A 19,607-nucleotide genomic window follows, 5' to 3' on the forward strand; every position below is an offset into this window, starting at 1 on the left:
ATAAAAAGGATAAAAAACAATGGCTTATAGCGAAATCCTTGCCGAGGTCAGAGACAGGGTTGCGCTCATCACACTCAACCGTCCGCAGGCATTGAATGCCCTTAATGCCCAATTGATCGATGAGTTGAACCACGCGCTGGATCAGTTCGAGGCCGATTCGCAGATCGGCTGCATTGTGCTCACCGGCTCACAGAAAGCGTTTGCCGCCGGTGCAGACATCAAGGAAATGGCCGAGCTGACTTACCCGCAGATCTACCTGGACGATCTGTTCAGCGAAAGCGACCGGGTCGCCGGGCGGCGCAAGCCAATTATCGCTGCAGTGGCTGGTTTTGCCCTTGGCGGTGGTTGTGAGCTGGCATTGATGTGCGACTTTATTCTGGCCGCCGACAACGCCCGTTTTGGTCAGCCGGAAATCAATCTGGGGGTGTTGCCCGGGATGGGCGGCACACAACGCCTGAGCCGGGCGGTAGGCAAGGCCAAGGCCATGGAAATGTGCCTTACCGGGCGTCTGATGGATGCCCATGAAGCCGAACGCGCCGGGCTGGTGTCGCGGGTGGTCGCCACAGAACGGCTGCTCGATGAGGCCCTTGAGGCCGCCGCGGCCATCGCTGCCAAATCGCTGCCGGTGGCGATGATGGTCAAGGAAAGCGTCAATCGTGCATTCGAGGTCAGCCTGGCCGAAGGCATCCGCTTTGAGCGACGGGTGTTTCATGCGGTGTTCGCCAGCCAGGACCAGAAAGAAGGCATGGCGGCATTTGTAGCCAAGCGCCCGCCGCAGTTCAGGGGGCGTTAATCTGTTTGCGGCGCGGTGGCGGCATCGAGCAACGCCTGATGCAGGGCATCATTGCTGCTCTGGCGCAGATAGTGATGCAGCGTGACACAGTGGCCGGGGTGCAGCAGGCACAGCGTCTGCGCACCCCGGGCATATTCCATGGCCAACCGGCGCCGCTGCTCGGCAGTCATGCCCAGATAGCCCTGATCGTCCGTGCGGCCCTCGAATAACACATGCTCCGGGTCAAGCAGAGACAGATTTTCCAGCCCCGGCTTGTCCATGTGGACGATATACCAGACGCAATCGCGCAGCGGCGTGCCTTGCACGACCAGGCGTAGATCCTGCAGTGGCTGTTGTTGCCTGCGTCGGGTCAATTGCAGCCTGGCTGCGCTGACCTCGATGCCCTGGTGCCCGAGCCGAATGCTGGCCAGCGCGCCGCTCAGGCTCAGCGCTTGGGTGGCGCAGATCTGCAAGTGTTGACCGCGTTGGACCGCCAGTTGTTCTGTGCCCGGCTCAATCGGGCAGCCATCAAGGCTCAAGCGCAGCGGCCCTGCAGCGATGCTGCCAGGCAACAGGGCGCAGATCGTCGGCCGGTCCGGGTCGCCGTCCAGATAGGCCACCCGAACCCGGCTGCCGGGCAGCAGCGGTTGATCGGCGGGCAAGCGACCGGGGATTAGCTGCGCCTGTACCGGAGCGCTGCCGGTTGTCTGCCAGTCGAGCCGGATCTTCAGGCTGGCCTGGCGATTGGCTGTGCTGTCGATCAGCGTTGCCGCATGCAGCCCGTTGATTCGGGGTTTTGGATGGCGCAAGGCCGGGCGAAACGGCTGGGTCCAGGGTATGACCGCAAAGTTGTTGCCGTATCCGGGATCGCTGTGCTCGCCCAGATCCAACAGCGGGGCGTTGAGCGCCCAGTCATGAGTATCGGCAGCGGCAAGGTTGCGCACGATCGTGGCAATCTCGTGGGGGTCTTGCCCTTCGAATACGCCCATCTGCCTGCCGTAGTGATGCACGCGGGTCACCAGCCAGTGGTCGTTGTAACGCTGCTCGGGGTGTCTGGCAATGCGTATGACCTGCCCGCAGCGCAGCGCCGCATCGCGGCTCTGCCCGCTGAGCTGACGAGCACCGCAGCGCAGTCGTTCCAGGTCACGGCTGCGCTGCTGTAATTGCCAGGCTTGCGGGTGGGACGGCGTGGCACCGTGGGTTGCCTGGCGCAGCGTCGGGGTGACGGGTTGTAAACCGCGAAATTCACAGAGCTGATCAAGCAGGCCGCTCCGGTCGGAGGGCAGGTGGGCCAGCAACGGCTCCAGGCGCTCGGTAAAACTTGCCGGGTCATCCGAGAACACCAGTTGCTGACCGTCGAAGTGAAAGTGAATACCTTCTTCTTCACACACCCGCTGCAGCAGATGCAGGTCGCTCTCTTGATACTGAATGCACTGATTGCGGGCCGGATACACGCCGTGCAGGTGTTCGAGGCGCAGCTCTGTTGGATCGTACCCGTTTTCACTCAGTAGACGTTCGATGAGCTGCAGGCTGCTCTGGCCGCTGAACAATCGTTGCCTTGGGGGGCTGGTCATGCGTTGCAGGCGCGGCGCCAGACTGATGCGGTAATGGCTCAGGCAGGTGCCGGCGTACAGCTGGCAGGCGTCAATGATTTCACCGTCGACAGCAGGATGCCCGGCGCGGGCGATGAAACTCGCCGGTCGGCCGTGCAGCCTGGCAAGCTCCAGGCCTGGATCGCGGCTGATCAGATCGATCGTATACCGCCACGGCTCGTTCAAGGCTTCCTGGCCGCTAAAGGCGGCAACCCTGAAGTCCATCGGCAGGCCTGGGATTTTCAGGCTGATCGGGCAGGCAGAATCATTGAGCATGCACAGATGCTCCCTCCTCAGGGGGTTAAGGCTGCGAAGGGTACGAAAAGCCGGAGCGCAAAGGCATAGTTGCCGGTTATTTCAGAAATGGCCTACAGCCCTGTAGGGCTCTGGGGTAATTGTCGGACAGCGGTTATGAAATTGTTGGAGGGGTTCCATCTATACGTCGGGCGTATAGAATGCTCGCCCTGTGTTCGGAGTATTCCGGGCGATACCTTTTTCAGCGTTCTGTCATCTTGTCGTGGCGGGACGCCAGTGAAGCGAGAGAGAGCAGCAGACATGGGCGCACAGTGGAAAGTCAAACATAAAGAAGCGGCCGCCAATGCCAGGGGCAAGATCTTCGGCAAGCTGTCCAAGGAAATCATGGTTGCCGCCCGCGGCGGTGCTGATCCTGACATGAACTCGCGCCTGCGCCTGGTGGTCGAGCAGGCCAAAAAGGCCTCGATGCCGCGTGACACGCTGGAGCGCGCGATCAAAAAAGGCGCCGGCCTGCTGGGTGAAACCGTCAGCTTCGAGCGGGTCACCTATGAAGGCTTCGCGCCGCACCGGGTGCCGGTGATCGTCGAATGCCTGACCGACAACGTCAACCGCACCGTCGCGGAAATCCGCGTGCTGTTTCGCAAGGGCCAGTTGGGCGCTTCGGGTTCGGTATCCTGGGACTTCGCTTATCAGGGCATGATCGAGGCGGTCGCCAATTCGGCGGATATCGACCCTGAAGAGGCTGCCATCGAAGCCGGTGCCCAGGATTGCGAGCCAGGCGAGGAGGGGGTGACCCTGTTCCTCACCGAGCCGACTGACCTGGACCTGGTGTGCAAGGCATTGCCCGAGCAGGGGTTTACCGTGCAGTCGGCGAAACTGGGTTATCGCCCCAAGAACACCGTCGACGGCCTGACCGATGAGCAGATGGCTGAAGTCGAGGCGTTCCTGGAAGCGCTCGACAACAACGATGACGTGCAAGACATGTACGTCGGGCTGGCGGGCTGATTCAGCCTGCGAGGGCTTGCAGGCAGTCATGGACTTCCTGCATCCCTGGCCTCAGCGCCACAGCTGGCTGTACGCAACGTGCAGCCAGTCGTGCCAGCGCCGGGCAGGAGTCACTGTCCGGGCAGTGACTCAGCAGCTCTTCGAGCAAAATCCCGAATGCCCGTACCTCGATGCGCTCCAGCGCAGTGCTGATGCGAGCATGCGGATGAAAGGCGGCGGCGCCAAAGTCGCCCAGCAGGCACTGGCCGTCTGCTTGCCAGAGGATGTTATGCCCATACAGATCACCATGAGTGATGCCGATCGTGTGCAGATGGGCCACCACTGACGCGATACCGGTTGCCAGGCGCAGCACCACCGGCAGGCTCAGCACGGTGTCTGGCGGGTAGATATCCCGGCTGCAGGAGGCCAGGCTTGGCGGGCCGGCCAGGTTGCGCAGCGCAGGGTCAATCAGGCCCATGACCAGGCCACGACGCTGATCGGGGTGGCCGTCGACCTCGCCGATGACCTCAATCAATTGCGGATGCGCCCCGGCGGCCATGCACGCGAGCATTTCATCCTGTGGCGAGCCATCGCTGGTCAGCTCGCCCTTGTACAGTTTGATCGCCACCGCTCTGCTGCCTTCAGCGCTGTGCCATAGCCCTTGCTGGATGACCCCCGAAGCCCCTTCGCCAAGCCGTTGCTGCAGTTGCAGTTGCGCCCAGGGGATGCGTTTGATTGCCGGCTGCTCAGGGCTGCGACTGAACGGGTTGCCGGAGTGCGCCAGCCAGGCCAGGGCCGGCATTTGCATCAGCCAGTCAGGCAACGCCGGCAGTTGGTTGGCGGACAGGCGCAGCAATTCCAGCTGCTGACAGTTCGCAAGGCTTGCTGGCAGGCTTTGCAGGCGGTTACCGGCGAGCATCAGTTTCTGCAGCATCGGGCACCGGCCAAGCTGCTCCGGCAAGGTCTCCAGGCGGTTATCGGTAAGGATCAGCCAGCGCAGCTGCGGCGGCAGCGACTCGGCGGGTACGTGTTCGATGCGGTTGGCCTTGAAGCCGATCATGCTCAGCCGTTCGCAGCGCCCGAGTACGGGTGGCAGCTCGGTGAACAGGTTGTCAGAAACAAACAGCACTTCGAGTTTTGTCAGGCGGTGCAAATCATCCGGCAGGCTGCTCAAGGCGTTGCCGCTCAGGTTGAGGACTTCCAGCGAGTCGGCCAGGTCAAAGATTTCCTGCGGGAAGTGCTCCAGGCCGCAGCTCAGATCAAGGCGACGGATGCCGGCCAGTTTGCCGGCGCGCAGGTCTGCAAGAGAATGCATGGGTCGGGATTATCCAGGTTACCGGTGTGGTAGGGGAGATTCAGCGTAACGCCTGAACCATTTGCGCCAGAGCACCGAGCACGTCACGGCCCAGCGCCTTTGAGCGTTGCCCGGACCAGCCGGTGTGCGGGTTCGGGGCGTTGTCGTGATCCTTGAAGGGCATTTCCAGGGTCAGCGCCAGGCATTGGTAGCGTTCACCGACACTGTTACAGGCCAGGCTCATATTGGCCTGCCCAGGCGCGCTGCGGGGGTAGCCGTGCAGGCTCTGGAAGTCCGGAGTGATACCCTCCAGGGTGCTGCGAAACTGCGCCTCAAGCGCGGCCTGCCTGGGGCTGTAACCCGGATTGCCTTCGCAGGCGGCGGTGAAGACATAAGGGATGTCTTCGTCGCCATGGGCATCGATAAAGGCATCCACGCCATACTGTTCCATTTGTTGCTGGATGAAGAACACCTCCGGCGTGTCCTGGGCATTGCTGTCTTGCCAGGCGCGGTTAAGGTCTTTGCCGCGGGCATTGGTGCGTAGATGGCCATGAAAGGCGCCGTCCGGGTTCATGTTCGGCACCAGATACAGGTCGGCGGCGGCGAGCAAGGTCTGCAACGCGGCGTCGGCAGGCTCCTGTAAACGCTCGATGATGCCTTCGATAAACCACTCGGCCATATGCTCGCCCGGATGCTGTTGGGCGATGATCCAGATCTTGCGCTTGCCGGGCGCGCCGTCGCCTTTGCGCAGCAAGGCAATATCGCGGCCTTCGACGCTGTGCCCGGTGGCCAGCAACTGGCAGCCGGCATTGCTTAGCGCCTGTTCGATCAGGCGCGTATGGCGCTCACGGCTATAGGGTTCGAAATAGGCAAACCAGGCCTGGCGGTGACTGGCTTCGAAACGGAAACTCAGCGCCTGGCCGTCGAAGCTGGAGGGCACGCGAAACCAGCTCTGGTGGTCAGTGGATGCCACCGCGTTGTAGCCGTGCCAGGCATGCCCGTAGCTTGCGTCGGCAGCATTGCCGAGCCTGAAGTGGTAGTGCTGGCCGGGAATCAGGCCATCGACCTTGAAGTGGAACCACTGGTAATGCGGGCTGTTACTGTCGGGGCGGATCGCCAGTTCGATGCGCTGGCTGTCGCTGGCATCGATGACTTCAATATTGCCGCTGTCAAAATCGGCGCTGATGTTCAGACTCACGGTGTCTCCCTGTATGCGCAAGTGCCGGGGTGTGGCAATTACTTTACAGGGATCTTGACGGGCTTTTCAGTCGTCGATCGGTCATTAGTGATCAGCTGAAGGCTTCGGCAGTCACCATCAGGCTGCCAATGAACGCCGTCAGCAGGTACCAGCCCAGGTAGCCGCGGCGTTTGCGTCGGTGCCAGCCAGAGGCGCCCAGAAGTGCAGCCGCCGGTTGCAATTGCCGCCAGAGCCGCTCGCTGGCCTGGAACGCCGCCAGATTGGCCGGATCGGCGTCGATCCAGTGACGAAACTCGATACGCTGGCTGGCAGTCGCCGCCGGGCTTTGCAAGTGGATATACCAGGCGTCGGCCTGATCGTGGGTCGCCAATGGCGCGTGGGTGTCCGCCAGGTCACGGTGCGCGTGATGCATGACCCGCAACATGGCGCGTTCGACCTTGTCGGTGGCAATCCCCATGAAGCTGGCGATCTCGGTGTGCGAGAGCTGTTCCAGGCGGCTAAGCAGAAATACCTGGCGGATATGCCGCGGCAGTTTGCCCAGGCGTCGGGTCAGTTCGAGCGTTTGCGTAGTAGCCTCAGCGTCGGTCCGGATGGGCATATGCAGTAAAGATGAGAGTTGGCTACTCATGTTCTACGCTCGCTGATCTTGCGTGGAGGGCGGGGACGTCCTTGGTTCAGGGATGTCACCCGTGACATGCGTACAGATTAGTGAGGTCGAGAATCATTCTCAAGTGAAAAGTGTCAACAATTGCCAATTTTCATAGAGATATGAGTTAAAAACTATGACGCAGTTCAATATCGCTTTGCTATGATGCCGCCCATGAGCAACAGCAAAGACTTCATTAGCCTGAAGCAGCGAGAAAAAACCAAAAAAAAGACCCGGCAAAAAGCCGGGTCAAAAACCGTGATTAGCCTGATGAGGAGATAATCCTGGAGTCGACCTAAGACTCCTGGGTTATCCGCCGGTCTCGCGACCAGCTGATGAAATAATAATCATTATCATTTTTAGGTCAACGCTTTTTTGCCCCTCATTGAAATTTACAATCCATTGCCCCGCACTGATGGATTTTCTCTAGGGTATACGACTCTTCTTGCTGCCCGCTTGGTCGCACTTCATTTCAGATCAGAATCGGGGGGGGGAGCGACCGGGCGGCGATCCGTTCTGGTCGTGAAGGGGCGGGTATGAGCCCTGAATCTGCTGTGCATGTGCCATTGTCTTCACGAGCGAGCTCGTTCCCACTTTGTTTCAAGTCAGAATCGGGGCGGGGGCGGCCGGGCGGCGATCCGTCCTGGTCGTGAAAGGGGCGGTAAGGGCTGTGCATGGGCAGTGGCTGTACCGCACATAGCACGAAGGGGAGCCTGGGCTCCCCTTCAAGGTTTCTTGGTATGCTCTTTTTATTGTTCGGGTGGCCTGTTGTTGTTTTTGGTGACCGTACCCGTTACCGCTTTGGCGATCCCCATACGGGATCAAGAGCAAACGTATTTTTTTGAGCGCTGATCAGCTTTCATCAAACGATCCAACCAGTCGGGCAGCTGCCTTGGGCAGTCTTGTTGTTCTTTGACGGGTTGCGAGGACAAAGCCCCGGAAAACTATCGACTCCAAAAAAATCTGTTGGCTGCGCCTCTGTGCGTGTTGTTCTTGTTATGTCAGAGCCGTACATCTTGTTTTTATTGGTGTGTCGCGTTTTTTTGTTCTTGTTGTACTGGAATATATAGCAGAAGCCGTGCCAACTTTTTAAAAGCCCCGTAATCCGGGGATTTCATCCGTGCATCGTCCTGCTGTAGGCCGAGTCACGCAATTGAAATGTTTCCGTGCTACCCGAATCCTGATGCATTCATCAACAAGGGTAACACTGTGTGACAAGGTGTCGCACGTGCTGCCCGACGCGCGTGCTGCTGTCAAGCGCAAACCCTGTTACCCAGCGCTTCAGGTGGGCTATTCCAGGCACATCGCCAGGCAAAGCTCGATCAGCTGTTCGCGCATCCAGCGGTTGGCCGGGTCATGGTCGGTGCTTTCATGCCAGTAAAGGTGGGTTTCCAGTAAGGCGGGTTGTTCGACCGGCAGATTGACCCAATGCAGAGCGTGCTGACGAGCGAAGTGTTCCGGCACAGTCATGATCAGGTCGGTCTGTTGCAGGGCGTGCCAGGCCATCAGGTGATTGCGCGAGCGCAGGGCGATGCGTCGTTGCCGGCCTAGCCTGGCCAGTGCCAAGTCAATGCTATGAGGTTTGTCACGCGGGTGGGCCACCAGAATCTGCGGCTGGGCAAGGTATTGCTCAAGTTCCAGAGTGTCATGCTGCGCCAGCGGATGCTGCTTGCGCATTGCGCACACGTAGCGGTCTTCAAGGAGTTTGAGGTGGTGTATCTGTGCATCGCCCGGCGCGGGCGCGTCGATTGCCAGATCAAGGTGTCCTGCCGCCAGTGCCTGGGGAATTTCGTGGTGGCGGCTGCCAAAACTTTCGATGCACAGGTCTGGCGCCAGTTGCTGCAGGCGTTGCAGCAGCCTGGGCAGCAATAAAACCTCACTGAGGTCGTTCATGCTGATGCGCAAGGTTCTGTTGCTCAGCAAAGGATCGAAACCCCGGCTTTGCTGCACCGACACCTGTAGCAGCGAAAGGGCGTTACGGATCGGGCCGACAATCCGCCGGGCCATCGGGGTGGGGATCATGCCGTGCGCGGTGCGCAGGAACAATGGGTCATTGAAGGTTTCGCGCAGCCGCGCCAGCGCATTGGAAACGGCCGGCTGAGTGATACCGATATTTTGCCCGGCGCGGGTCAGGCTGGACTCGGTGTAAATGGCATCGAACACCACGAACAGATTCAGATCGACTTTATGCAGCGTCATCGTGCAGGCGCCTCTTGTCGTGGCCCACGGCCATGTTCAAATTGATCATAGCCGTGCCTGCAGCAACTGCACGCCACCCTGCTGGTCAGTGCACCCAGACCTCCACCCGCCGATTGCGGATTCGCCCCTGCGCTGTATCGTCATCGGCGACCGGCATGTCCTCACCCTGGCCCAGCACGTCGCGCAGGATCACATCATGGCGCAGCAGCTCACGGCGCACCGCCATGGCCCGCAGGCGCGACAGCAGCAGGGCGCGTTGCGGGTCGTCCTTGGCATCGCCAAACCCCACCAGGGTGACCTGTCGATCGAGTTTGTCATGGGCGCTCAGGTAATCCACCAGGCGCTGCACGTCAAACAATGCCTTGTTATCCAGCCGGGCGCTGCCCTGTTCAAAGCGGAAATTCACTGACAACCGCTGCGCGTGGCGGCTCAATGCCTGGTATTGACTGCTCATCTGTAGGTCGGGGCGCGTCTGTATGGTCTGGATCTGCTGTGCCACGAAGCCACTGGCGGCAACAATCGCCTGCCCCTGGCGGCTTTGGGCAAACCGCACCAGAGCCTGCGCCCAGGGATTTTGCAGGTGCGGCGGCAGATACAAGTAAAGCCGCCGCGTCAGCGGATAGTCTTCCGTGGCAATCGATTCGATCGTCGGCAGCAGCGGTTGCGCGTCGCCGTCAGCAATGGCCAGCGCGCGGGCGCGGCGGACCCAAGGCAGACCGATGAAACCGATGGCGTTGGGCGTGCGACTGACTTCGTCGGCCAGTTGCTCGCTCGACTCCAGCCGTCGCGCCCCGGCTGACAGCGCTTTGGCATGCGCGGTCAACACCAGCTCACGAAACGTTTCCCAAGTCCCGGATTGCTCATCGCGGGCATACAGCACTATTCGCCCAGGCGTGCCGCCAATGGTCTGCCAGTCGCTGATTTCGCCGCTGAAAATACGCGCCAGGGTCTGGGTGTCGAGCTGGCGCAGCGGGTTGCCCGGATGCACGATCACCGCGACGCCATCAATGCCAATCACGTGCTCGGCCTGTGGGCTGCGCAGATCCCCCAGGCTGGCCAAGGCCAGCAGCTCCTGGTGCTTGATCGGTCGCGACGAAGCGGCGACATCGGTCAGGCCGCCTTGCAGTGCCTTGAAACCGGTGCTGGAACCATGCGCGGCGACCTGTGCCTGCCAGATGCTGGCGTCGATATCCTGGCCGGTGACACGTTGTTCATTGGCCACTGCACTGGCACGGGTCTGTATCTGCTGCAGGCCTTGTTCGCGCATCAGGCCTTCGATCAACCTCGGGCCTAGCTGAGCGTTGATGGTATTGGAGCCTTGCAGGCGCAAGACCGGGGCCGGACTGTCCGGCGCGGTCTGCGCCGCCACGGACAGCATTGAACCTGCCAGCAGCAGCGCAAACAGCAGCGCACGAAACATCGACATCACCTTGAAGCATGCAAGTGCCGCAAGATTAAGACACAAACATGACGGCGCGATGACGCCGCAACGCCAGACGTCGCCAGCGCCGATGGCTCAGCTCAGTTCCAGCCAGATCGGTGCATGGTCCGAGGGTTTTTCCATGCCGCGCAGGTCGTAATCGATCCCTGCCGCCTTGACCCGTGGCAGCAAGCCCTGAGTGGTCATGATCAGGTCGATGCGCAGGCCGCGTTTGGGTTCATCCTCAAAACCCCGGCTGCGGTAGTCGAACCAACTGAAGCGATCACTGACCTCAGGGTTGAGATGGCGGAAGCTGTCGACCAGCCCCCAGTTTTTCAGGCGTTCCATCCACTCGCGCTCTTCAGGTAAAAAGCTGCATTTACCGGTTTTCAGCCAGCGCTTGGCGTTGTCGGCACCGATGCCGATATCGCAGTCCTGCGGAGAAATATTCACATCGCCCATCACCACCAGCGCCTGGTCATTGCTGAAGCGGCTTTCCAGCAGCGCCTGCAGGTCGCTGTAGAAGCGCTGCTTGGCCGGGAACTTGGTGGGGTGGTCGCGGCTTTCGCCCTGCGGGAAGTAGCCGTTCATGATGGTCACCGGCTGGCCGTTGTGGTCGGCATAGGTACCCCAGATGAAACGCTTCTGGGCCTCTTCATCATCCGTATCGAAACCTTTATGCAGCGCCAGCGGCATGTTCTTCGACAACAGCGCGACGCCGTAATGGCCTTTTTGCCCGTGGTAATGCACGTGGTAACCCAGCGCCTCGATCTCGGCATGGGGGAACTGTTCGTCAGCGACCTTGGTTTCCTGCAGGCCGATCACGTCCGGCTGATATTTCTCGATCAGCGCCGCCAACTGGTGGGGGCGGGCGCGCAGGCCATTGATGTTGAACGAGACAATTTTCATAGCGTGCAGGTCCTGGCAAAAACGAAACCGCGATGCTAACCAACCTGTGAGTTCGGGGCCAGTCTGTAGACGGCTGTTACCAAGCTGGCGCGAAAAGCCCCCTCCTTCAGGTGGGGGATGAAAGCGCCACCGCGAAGCGGTCATAGGGGTTAATATCCATAAAGCCGCCCCTATTCTGTGTTTCATGATTGAAATGAAAGCGACCAGAACCCTCAAGATTCGAGTGCGAGACAAGCACGCAGCGCAGCTGCGTGAAGCGTCTCGTGCTGTGAATTTTGTGTGGAACTACGTAAAAGAGTTGAGCAGTCGCTCGATTCGTGAGCATGGTCGTTTTCTGTCGGCGTTCGACATTCACAAGTACACCAACGGGGCCAGCAAAGACCTGGGACTGCACAGCCAATCGGTGCAGGCTGTTGCCGACGAATATGTCACACGGCGCAAGCAGTTCAAAAAGCGCCAGCTCCGCTGGCGCTGCTCGGGCGGTGCTCGGCGCAGCCTGGGCTGGGTGCCCCTCAAGGCCGGCGCTGCTGTCTGGAAAAACGGCCAGGTCGTCTTTAACAAACAGCACTTCAAGGTCTGGGACAGCTACGGCCTGGCGGGTTTTAAATTCAGATCCGGTAGCTTCAACGAGGACAGCCGTGGACGCTGGTATTTCAACGTCGTGGTCGAGGTCGACCGCCAGCTGTCGCCGGGCCAGGATGCCGTGGGTATCGACCTTGGGTTGAAAACCACGGCCACTTGCAGCGACGGTGACAGGCTCGAAAGCGGACGCTTCTACCGAGACCTTGAAAAGTCGCTGGGCACGGCCCAGCGCGCCGGCAAGAAGGCCCGTGTGCGGGCGATTCACGCCAAAATTGCGAACCGCCGCAAGGATGCCCTGCACAAGTTCAGCAACGCGCTGGTCGCGCGTTGTGGCGTCGATTGTGGTGGGCGATGTGAACTCACTGAAACTCGCGAAAACCAGGATGGCCAAGTCGGTGCTGGACGCCGGCTGGGGCCAATTGAAAACCATGCTGGAATACAAATGCGATCACGCAGGCACGATTTTCAAGGTTGTCAGCGAGAGAAACACCACCCAAACCTGTTCGAGCTGCAAGCAATTGCCGGACTCGAGGCCCAGAGGTATCGCAGGGCTTGGAATAAGGGAATGGACTTGTTGTGGGTGCGGTGTCACCCACGACCGCGACGTCAACGCCGCAAAGAACATTCTCGCGCTCGGGCATGAGCGTCCAGTTGTGGGAATCCCCGCCCTTTAGGGCGGGGAGGATGTCAAAAGGCCTGAATTTTGTTGGAACTGTCGCAGATGGCCATGACTCTGACCCAGTGCATCCCGAGCGTTGCTGTATCTGCGCTGCCCTTTATCACGAGGTTTGTTGTATGCCTGACTCTACTGCCCCCCAGATCGATATCCGTCAACTCGACAGCGGTTACAGTCGTGAAACCCGTAATCTGCTGTTTCAGGCCTATCGCAACGATCCTAATTTCTCTTACGTATTCAATGCCCAGCGGGCGGGCTACGAGCAACGGGTCAAGGCCACGGTCAGGGAATTGGTCAAGCAGCACTTTTTGCAGGACTTGCCGGCGCTGGGGCTGTTTGTCGAGGACAGGCTGGCGGGCGTGGCGTTGATCGCGCCGCCGCAGCGCCGGCTGGGGGTGACCGAAAGCTGGGCGTGGCGGTTGCGCATGGTGCTCAGCACCGGCCTGAGCTGCACCCAGCGCTATCTGGACTACTACAACGCGGTGCTCGCTTGCCTGCCGACCCAAGCGGTGCACGTGCTGCCGCTGGTCGGTCTGGACCCCGCCTATCAGGGCCAGGTGCTGGGCCAGCGCTTGTCTGAACGGCTGTTGCAGGCGCTGCATGACTGGTGCGCAGTTGATGAGCATTCACGTGGCGTGGTCCTCGACACTGGAAATCCCCGCTATCTTGAATTCTATAAACAGCAGGGCTACGAGCAAATCGGTGAAGTGGCGGTAGGACCGATTCGTGAGCATGTGTTCTTTCACCCAAGTCCACGGGCTTTGGCGCAACCTGCTACCTAAGGGATTGAAACTTCGACGCTTTGTCCGCTCACGGGCGTGCCACTGAGTCGTGTTAGCATCGGGACCCATGAAGCTTTCCAGATTATTCAGCAGCTTGTTCGTTGTCTCCATGAGCGCCACGGTCCATGCCCAGGCGCGTCTGGAGGTGGATATCAGTCCCGCCAATGCGGCGCTCAAGGAGAACGTTGAAGGTTACATTGGCAGCCTGGGCGATCGTAATGCCCAGGCGCTGGAGCAGTTTCGCCTGGGCGCCGTGCAGCAGGCGCAGACCGCTGCGCAGGCGCTGGGCTATTACCAGGCCAGGATCGATACCGAGGTTCGCGATGGCAAACAGCCGCAGCTGATTATCCGGATCGAGCCGGGCGAGCCGGTGCGCTTGCGCAATGTCACCGTACGGGTCGAAGGCCCGGCTGCTCAAATGGCGGCGTTCAAGGTGCCCAGAAGTGAAGCGCTGCAACCCGGCAAACCGCTCAACCATGGCCTCTATGAAGACGCCAAGAAGCTGATCCAGAACCAGGCCTCACGCTATGGGTTCTTCAGCGGCCGCTTCAGCCGTCAGCAACTGCGGGTCGACCCGCAGGGCGCCGTGGCGGATATCGAGCTGGTGTATGACAGCGGCCCGCGCTATGTGCTGGGGCCGGTCAGTTTCGGCGGCGACACACCGCTGGACCCGGACCTGCTGCGCCGCATGGTGCCGTTCAAGGAAAACACCCCCTACGATTCACAACTGATCGCCGAACTCAATCAGGCCATGCAATCGAGTGGCTATTTTGAAGGCGTGCGGGTCGATGCGGCGCCGACCGCCGCGCAAGGCCAGGTCATCCCGGTCACGGTGCAGCTTGAAACCCGCAAGCCCCGGACCATGGGCCTGGGGCTGGGCTTTTCCACCGACGTCGGGCCGCGCGGCAAAGCCAACTGGACCCGCCACTGGGCCAACCCCCAAGGGCACAGTTATGGCTTCGAATCGGAATTGTCGGCACCCCGGCAGAACATCGGTCTGTACTACGATGTGCCGCTCGACCCGCAGCTGACTGACAAACTGCGGTATGCCGGTGGTTATCAGTATGAAGAGATCGCCGGCACTGACACCCTCAGCAAACTGCTGACCCTTGGCCCGGAGTGGCACAGCAAGTTGCCCAGCGGCTGGGAGCGGGTGGTATCGTTGAAATGGCAGCGCGAAGAGTATCGGCTTGGCGATGATTCCGGGCTCAGCACGTTGCTGATGCCCGGTGTCAGCTATTCATTCCTGCGCAGCGATAACCGGATTGACCCACACAACGGTTATCGGTTGCAGTTCGATGCTCAGGTCGCGGCCGAGGGTATGTTGTCCGATACCAACCTGCTGCGCGGCAGCGCCATGGCCAAGGGCCTGACCACCCTGGGCCAGAATCACCGCTTTCTGGGCCGGGTGCAGATCGGCGGCAACTGGACCAATGGCTATTCCTCAATTCCGCCGTCACTGCGCTTCTTTGCCGGTGGTGACCAGAGCGTCCGGGGTTATGACTACCAGACCCTGTCACCGACCAACTCCGATGGTGACCGGATCGGTGGCCGCTACATGGTCGCTGCCAGCGCTGAATACCAGTATTCGATTGCCGAAAAGTGGCGCCTTGCGGCATTCGTCGACCAGGGTAACGCCTTCAATAATCTGGACCTGCCGAGCCTGAAGACCGGGGTCGGCTTTGGTGTGCGCTGGGTGTCGCCGGTCGGTCCGTTGCGCCTTGACCTGGCCCATCCGCTCGATGGCGATGGTGGCGTACGCCTGCACTTTTCCATGGGGCCGGAACTATGAATACTCGCCGCATCGGACGTGGCCTGATGATCGCCGCGCTCAGCCTGCTGGCTGTGATTATTGTTCTGCTGCTGGTCCTGTCCGGTCTGCTCGGCACTCAGGCTGGCAGCCAATGGCTGCTGCGCCAGGTGCCGGGTTTGCAGGTCGAGCAGTTCAGTGGTCGGCTGGGTGGGCATTGGCAGGCCGAAAAACTGCACTGGCAACAGGGGCAGCAGCAGGTGCTGGTCGTCAATCCCGAGCTCGACTGGTCGCCCGCTTGTCTTTGGCGCATGACGCTGTGCATTGAACGTCTGCATAGCGGCCCGATCAGTCTGCAATTGCCGGCCAGCGAAGCTGACACGCCGAGCGGGCCGCTGCAATTGCCAGACTTGAGCCTGCCACTGGGCATCGAGGTGCAGGACATCAGGATCGCCAGCCTGCAGATCGACGGCGTGCAGCAACTTCAAGACCTGCAAGTGGCCGCTCACTGGACCGCCGCAGGGCTGCAGCTCGACCGGATCCACCTGCAACGTGATGATCTGCAAGTGGACGTGTCCGGGCTGTTGCAGCCGGTCGGTGACTGGCCGCTGAACATTCAGGGTCAGGTCCAACTGCCGCCGCAAGGCGAGCAAAGCTGGACGCTGGCGCTGGATATTCAGGGCGATCTGCGCAAGACCCTGCAATTGCAAGGGCAAAGCAGCGGCTATCTGGACGCGCTGCTCAGCGCTGAGCTGCAGCCGTTGGCCGAGCAGTTGCCGGCACGCTTGAACATCACCAGCGAGGCATTCAAGGCCAGTGCCGATCTGCCCGACACCTTGACCCTGGAAAAGCTGCAACTGACTGCCGCGGGCAATCTGCAGCAGGGCTATCAGCTGCACGGCAACGCCAGCCTGCCGGCAGAAAAAGGCCCGGTGGCATTGCGGCTGGAGGGCAAGGTGGATGCGGCCGGTGCGCAGATCGCCGGGCTGGAGTTGACCGCCAGCGAGCAGCAACGCGTCACCCTCAAGGGCACGCTGGGCTGGGCTGAAGGCCTTAAAGCCGATGCCAGCCTGGACTGGCTGGACTTCCCCTGGCAGCGCCTGTACCCGGCAGTGGCCGAGCCGCCGGTGGCGGTGCGTCAGTTCAAGGCCGTGGTGTCTTACACCGATGGCAAATACCTGGGCAACTTCAGCGCCAAGGCTGATGGCCCGGCCGGTGCGTTCAGCCTGCAAAGCCCGTTCAGTGGCGATCTGCAAGCGGTCTATCTGCCACAGCTTGAACTGGAGGCAGGGCAGGGCAAGGCCAGCGGCTATCTGAATCTGGCGTTTGCCGAGGGGGTGGGGTGGGACACCGATCTGAAACTCAGCGCTCTGAACCCGGCCTTCTGGGTCGCGCAACTGCCCGGCACCCTGGGCGGTCAGTTACGCAGCAAGGGCAGCATGCAAGGCGACACGCTCGAGCTGCTGGCTGATCTGGACCTTGCCGGTCGTCTGCGTGGCCAGCCGGCGGCGTTGCAGGCCAAGGCGGCGGGCGATGGTCAGCAATGGCAACTCGACAACCTGCTGGTGCGGCTGGGCGACAACCGGATCCAGGGTAAAGGCGGGCTCGATCAGCGCCTGCGCGGGCAGTTGAGTCTTGACCTGCCGCGTCTGGCGCAGCTGTGGCCGGGGCTGCAAGGTCAGGCCAGGGGGCAACTGGAGGTTTCCGGTACGCTGCAAGCTCCGCAAGGTCTGGTCAAGCTCGCGGGGAGCGGCCTGGGCTTTGAGGATAATCGGCTGCAACGCCTGAATCTGGATGGCAAGCTCGATCAGGCGCAGCGCGCGACCCTGAGCCTCAAGGGCGATGGCATCCAGAGTGGCGACACGCGACTGGGCACGCTGCAGGCTGACGCTCAAGGCACGTTAAAGAGCCAGCAACTGAACGTCGACCTGCAAGGGCCGTTGTTGAAACTGGCGCTGGCGCTGGACGGCAATCTGGATCAAGGCAACTGGCGCGGGCGGCTGGCCAGCGGTGAAGTACAAAGCGGTGGTCAGCAGTGGCGCCTGCAAGCGCCGGCGCGCCTGGAATACCTTGCCAGCGGCACGCTCAATTTTGGCGCGCATTGCTGGTTATCGGGCAACGCCAGCCTGTGTGGCGAAAATCAGCGGCTGATGCCCGATCCGCGCTTGCGCTACCAACTGAAGAATTTCCCTATCGACAGCCTGGCGCAATGGATGCCAAAGGACTTCGCCTGGCGCGGCATCCTCAATGCCGATGTGGCCCTGGACCTGCCGGCCGCAGGTCCAACGGGGCAGATCAGTGTGGATGCCGGCGGTGGGACCTTGCGTATTCGTGACCAGCAGCAATGGCTGGATTTCCCGTACCGCACCCTGCAACTGACCAGTAAGCTGACCCCCAAACGCATCGACTCACGGCTGGAGTTCGACGGTGACCGGCTCGGACGTTTGCTGCTCAATACGCGGATCGATCCGCTGGCGCGCAACAAGCCGATCAGCGGCGACTTTTCGCTGAGCGGCCTGGATGTCGCCGTGGCGCGGCCGTTTGCGCCTATGGTGCAGACCTTGGCGGGTCGCCTCAGTGGCAGCGGGCGGATTTCTGGCGGGCTGCTGGCGCCGCTGGTCAACGGCAACCTGAGCCTGGAAGGCGGTGAAGTCAGCGGGCCTGAGTTGCCCTTGCAGGTCAAGGATCTGCGTCTGAATGCGCAGATCGCCGGCGAGAACGTGCAGCTCAGCGGCGGCTGGAAAAGCGGCGATGTTGGCCAGGGTAACGTGAGTGGTCAGTTGGCCTGGGGCGACGCCCTGGCAGTGGATGTGCGGGTGCGCGGCACTCGCCTGCCGATCGTGGTCCAGCCTTATGCGGAACTTGAGGCCGCACCAGACCTGAATATCACCCTGCAAGGCGGTCAACTGAAAATCGCCGGGACCGTACAGGTGCCCAAAGGGCGGATCACGGTACGCGAGTTGCCGCCCTCAACCGTCAAGGTCTCCGGCGACACGGTTATCGTCGGCCAGCAGACCGAGCAGGGTGCACCGCCTTTGGCCATGGCCATGGATATCAATGTGTTGGTCGGGCAAGAGCAATTGGCCTTTTCCGGTTTTGGCCTGACCGCCAACCTGGCCGGTCGTGTGCACATCGGTGACAATCTCGACACCCGTGGCGAACTGAACCTCAACGAGGGCCGCTACCGCGCCTACGGCCAGCGCCTGACCATTCGTAAGGCACGGCTGTTCTTCGTCGGGCCGATCGACCAGCCGTATCTGGATATCGAAGCGATTCGTCAGGTCGATGAAGTGGTGGCCGGGATCCGCCTGAGCGGCAGTGCCGAACAACCGACCACCACGGTGTTCTCTGAGCCGGCCATGAGCCAGGAGCAGGCGCTGTCCTATCTGGTCATGGGCCGCCCGCTGAGCACCAACAGCGAAGACAACAATATGGTTGCCCAGGCGGCATTGGCTCTGGGGGTGGCGGGCAGCGCCGGAACCACCGGCAAGCTGGCCAGTAACCTTGGGATCAAGGACTTTGAGCTCGATACGGCTGGCACCGGCAATCAGACCAGTGTGGTGGCCAGCGGCAAGATCACCGACAAGCTCAGCTTGCGTTATGGCGTTGGAGTTTTTGAGCCGGCCAATACCATCGCGCTGCGTTATCTGCTGAGTAAACGGGTGTATCTGGAGGCAGCCAGTGGCCTGGCCAGCTCACTGGATATCTTCTATAAGCGGGATTTCTGAGGCGGCCAGTAGACAAGTGGCATGGATCAGTTGAGAATCATTCGCCTTTATGGGTCGGCTGGACCGATCAGAGCGTGCTTTAAGGTGTCTTGTAGCCTCTAGGTCATATGACTGATTCATGCTTAACTGCCGATCCCATCCAGATCATCTTGAACAAGGATCCTGTTTCATGGCTCAAGTAACTCTCAAAGGCAACCCGGTCAGCATCAACGGCGAACTGCCTGCCACCGGCAGCACTGCCCCGGCGTTTACCCTGGTCGGCGCTGGCCTGGCCGAGGTTTCGCTGGCTGACCTGGCCGGCAAGCGCAAAGTGCTGAACATCTTCCCAAGCGTTGACACGCCGACCTGCGCCACCTCGGTGCGCAAGTTCAACGCCCAGGCCAACGAACTGGCCAACACCGTGATGCTGTGCATCTCGGCTGACCTGCCATTCGCCCAGGCACGCTTCTGCGGCGCCGAAGGTCTGGAAAACGTCAAGAGCCTGTCAACGTTCCGCGCTGCCGGCTTCGCCAGCCAGTACGGTGTTGCGATTGCCGATGGCCCGCTGGCCGGCCTGACCGCTCGCGCTGTGGTCGTGCTCGACGAGAACGACAAGGTCCTGCACACCGAGCTGGTGGGCGAGATCGCTGAAGAGCCTAATTATGAAGCGGCGCTTTCCGTTCTGAAATAACACCTCGCGCTGCCTGACGGCCTGAGAATGGGCCGGCGCTGTTTCGTTTCATCAACGAAATTTCGCCGGTCTGTGATCCAGGCCGTTTTCATTTGCGTATCAGATGGTTAGCGAAGGTAAGCGCTTGGTAAAGGCGCTTTGCTTGAAGCT

13 protein-coding genes and 1 pseudogene are annotated in these 19,607 nt (G+C 60.9%); 7 read left to right on the top strand and 7 right to left on the bottom strand.

Features of this window, described 5'->3' with window-relative positions:
• The first annotated feature begins 19 nt into the window (after window positions 1–19).
• On the top strand, window positions 20–793 hold the full coding sequence (locus PSCI_RS21585) for an enoyl-CoA hydratase (protein ID WP_045490891.1): 774 nt from the start codon (window positions 20–22) through the stop codon (window positions 791–793).
• Here PSCI_RS21585 and PSCI_RS21590 read toward each other — a convergent pair.
• On the bottom strand, window positions 790–2,640 hold the full coding sequence (locus PSCI_RS21590) for a type VI secretion system Vgr family protein (protein ID WP_045490892.1): 1,851 nt from the start codon (window positions 2,638–2,640) through the stop codon (window positions 790–792). The genes PSCI_RS21585 and PSCI_RS21590 overlap by 4 nt on opposite strands.
• 279 nt (window positions 2,641–2,919) lie before the next feature.
• On the opposite strand from PSCI_RS21590, the gene PSCI_RS21595 reads away from it, so the two are divergent.
• Window positions 2,920–3,624 carry a YebC/PmpR family DNA-binding transcriptional regulator gene (locus PSCI_RS21595; RefSeq protein ID WP_045490893.1) on the top strand — a complete coding sequence of 235 codons (705 nt, stop codon included), beginning with the start codon at window positions 2,920–2,922 and terminating at the stop codon, window positions 3,622–3,624.
• Between the two features lies 1 nt (window position 3,625).
• Here PSCI_RS21595 and PSCI_RS21600 read toward each other — a convergent pair whose 3' ends face one another.
• The 6 genes from PSCI_RS21600 to xthA form a co-directional block, all read right to left on the bottom strand.
• Entirely contained in the window at window positions 3,626–4,918 is a 1,293-nt protein-coding gene (locus PSCI_RS21600; RefSeq protein WP_045490894.1) for a leucine-rich repeat-containing protein kinase family protein, read from the bottom strand.
• A 40-nt stretch (window positions 4,919–4,958) separates the two neighbouring features.
• Window positions 4,959–6,095 carry a M14 family metallopeptidase gene (locus PSCI_RS21605; RefSeq protein ID WP_045490895.1) on the bottom strand — a complete coding sequence of 379 codons (1,137 nt, stop codon included), beginning with the start codon at window positions 6,093–6,095 and terminating at the stop codon, window positions 4,959–4,961.
• 91 nt (window positions 6,096–6,186) lie between these two features.
• Window positions 6,187–6,723, bottom strand: coding sequence for a DUF4880 domain-containing protein (locus tag PSCI_RS21610; RefSeq protein ID WP_045490896.1), 537 nt, complete (start codon window positions 6,721–6,723; stop codon window positions 6,187–6,189).
• Window positions 6,724–8,031: 1,308 nt separating this feature from the next.
• Window positions 8,032–8,940 carry a LysR family transcriptional regulator gene (locus PSCI_RS21615; protein ID WP_045490897.1) on the bottom strand — a complete coding sequence of 303 codons (909 nt, stop codon included), beginning with the start codon at window positions 8,938–8,940 and terminating at the stop codon, window positions 8,032–8,034.
• 85 nt (window positions 8,941–9,025) lie between these two features.
• A complete protein-coding gene (locus tag PSCI_RS21620; RefSeq protein ID WP_045490898.1) occupies window positions 9,026–10,360 on the bottom strand; it encodes a substrate-binding domain-containing protein in 1,335 nt (444 codons plus the stop codon).
• Window positions 10,361–10,456: 96 nt separating this feature from the next.
• Window positions 10,457–11,269, bottom strand: coding sequence for an exodeoxyribonuclease III (xthA, locus tag PSCI_RS21625; protein WP_045490899.1), 813 nt, complete (start codon window positions 11,267–11,269; stop codon window positions 10,457–10,459).
• A gap of 193 nt (window positions 11,270–11,462) precedes the next feature.
• Between xthA and PSCI_RS21630 the strand changes: the two are divergent.
• The 5 genes and pseudogenes from PSCI_RS21630 to tpx all read left to right on the top strand — a co-directional run bounded on the left by PSCI_RS21630 (window position 11,463) and on the right by tpx (window position 19,457).
• Window positions 11,463–12,525, top strand: a pseudogene (locus tag PSCI_RS21630) (RNA-guided endonuclease InsQ/TnpB family protein).
• A 121-nt stretch (window positions 12,526–12,646) separates the two neighbouring features.
• The gene (locus PSCI_RS21635; protein ID WP_045490900.1) at window positions 12,647–13,309 is read left to right on the top strand and encodes a GNAT family N-acetyltransferase; all 663 of its coding nucleotides are present in this window, start codon (window positions 12,647–12,649) and stop codon (window positions 13,307–13,309) included.
• A gap of 67 nt (window positions 13,310–13,376) precedes the next feature.
• The gene (locus PSCI_RS21640; protein ID WP_045490901.1) at window positions 13,377–15,101 is read left to right on the top strand and encodes an autotransporter assembly complex protein TamA; all 1,725 of its coding nucleotides are present in this window, start codon (window positions 13,377–13,379) and stop codon (window positions 15,099–15,101) included.
• The gene (locus tag PSCI_RS21645; RefSeq protein WP_045490902.1) at window positions 15,098–18,787 is read left to right on the top strand and encodes a translocation/assembly module TamB domain-containing protein; all 3,690 of its coding nucleotides are present in this window, start codon (window positions 15,098–15,100) and stop codon (window positions 18,785–18,787) included. The genes PSCI_RS21640 and PSCI_RS21645 overlap by 4 nt, the downstream gene beginning before the upstream one ends.
• A gap of 169 nt (window positions 18,788–18,956) precedes the next feature.
• Complete coding sequence (tpx, locus tag PSCI_RS21650) at window positions 18,957–19,457, top strand: thiol peroxidase (RefSeq protein ID WP_045490903.1); 501 nt, start codon at window positions 18,957–18,959, stop codon at window positions 19,455–19,457.
• The last annotated feature ends 150 nt before the right edge of the window (window positions 19,458–19,607 follow it).

Source organism: Pseudomonas sp. StFLB209 (assembly GCF_000829415.1).
In the GTDB taxonomy this organism is placed as follows: Bacteria; Pseudomonadota; Gammaproteobacteria; order Pseudomonadales; family Pseudomonadaceae; genus Aquipseudomonas.

Excerpts from the sequence above, each read along its gene's own strand:
- PSCI_RS21585 (WP_045490891.1), top strand. The coding sequence starts at position 20 with ATGGCTTATAGCGAAATCCTTGCCGAGGTCAGAGACAGGGTTGCGCTC.
- PSCI_RS21590 (WP_045490892.1), bottom strand. The coding sequence starts at position 2,640 with ATGCTCAATGATTCTGCCTGCCCGATCAGCCTGAAAATCCCAGGCCTG.
- PSCI_RS21595 (WP_045490893.1), top strand. The coding sequence starts at position 2,920 with ATGGGCGCACAGTGGAAAGTCAAACATAAAGAAGCGGCCGCCAATGCC.
- PSCI_RS21600 (WP_045490894.1), bottom strand. The coding sequence starts at position 4,918 with ATGCATTCTCTTGCAGACCTGCGCGCCGGCAAACTGGCCGGCATCCGT.
- PSCI_RS21610 (WP_045490896.1), bottom strand. The coding sequence starts at position 6,723 with ATGAGTAGCCAACTCTCATCTTTACTGCATATGCCCATCCGGACCGAC.
- PSCI_RS21615 (WP_045490897.1), bottom strand. The coding sequence starts at position 8,940 with ATGACGCTGCATAAAGTCGATCTGAATCTGTTCGTGGTGTTCGATGCC.
- PSCI_RS21620 (WP_045490898.1), bottom strand. The coding sequence starts at position 10,360 with ATGTTTCGTGCGCTGCTGTTTGCGCTGCTGCTGGCAGGTTCAATGCTG.
- xthA (WP_045490899.1), bottom strand. The coding sequence starts at position 11,269 with ATGAAAATTGTCTCGTTCAACATCAATGGCCTGCGCGCCCGCCCCCAC.
- PSCI_RS21635 (WP_045490900.1), top strand. The coding sequence starts at position 12,647 with ATGCCTGACTCTACTGCCCCCCAGATCGATATCCGTCAACTCGACAGC.
- PSCI_RS21640 (WP_045490901.1), top strand. The coding sequence starts at position 13,377 with ATGAAGCTTTCCAGATTATTCAGCAGCTTGTTCGTTGTCTCCATGAGC.
- PSCI_RS21645 (WP_045490902.1), top strand. The coding sequence starts at position 15,098 with ATGAATACTCGCCGCATCGGACGTGGCCTGATGATCGCCGCGCTCAGC.
- tpx (WP_045490903.1), top strand. The coding sequence starts at position 18,957 with ATGGCTCAAGTAACTCTCAAAGGCAACCCGGTCAGCATCAACGGCGAA.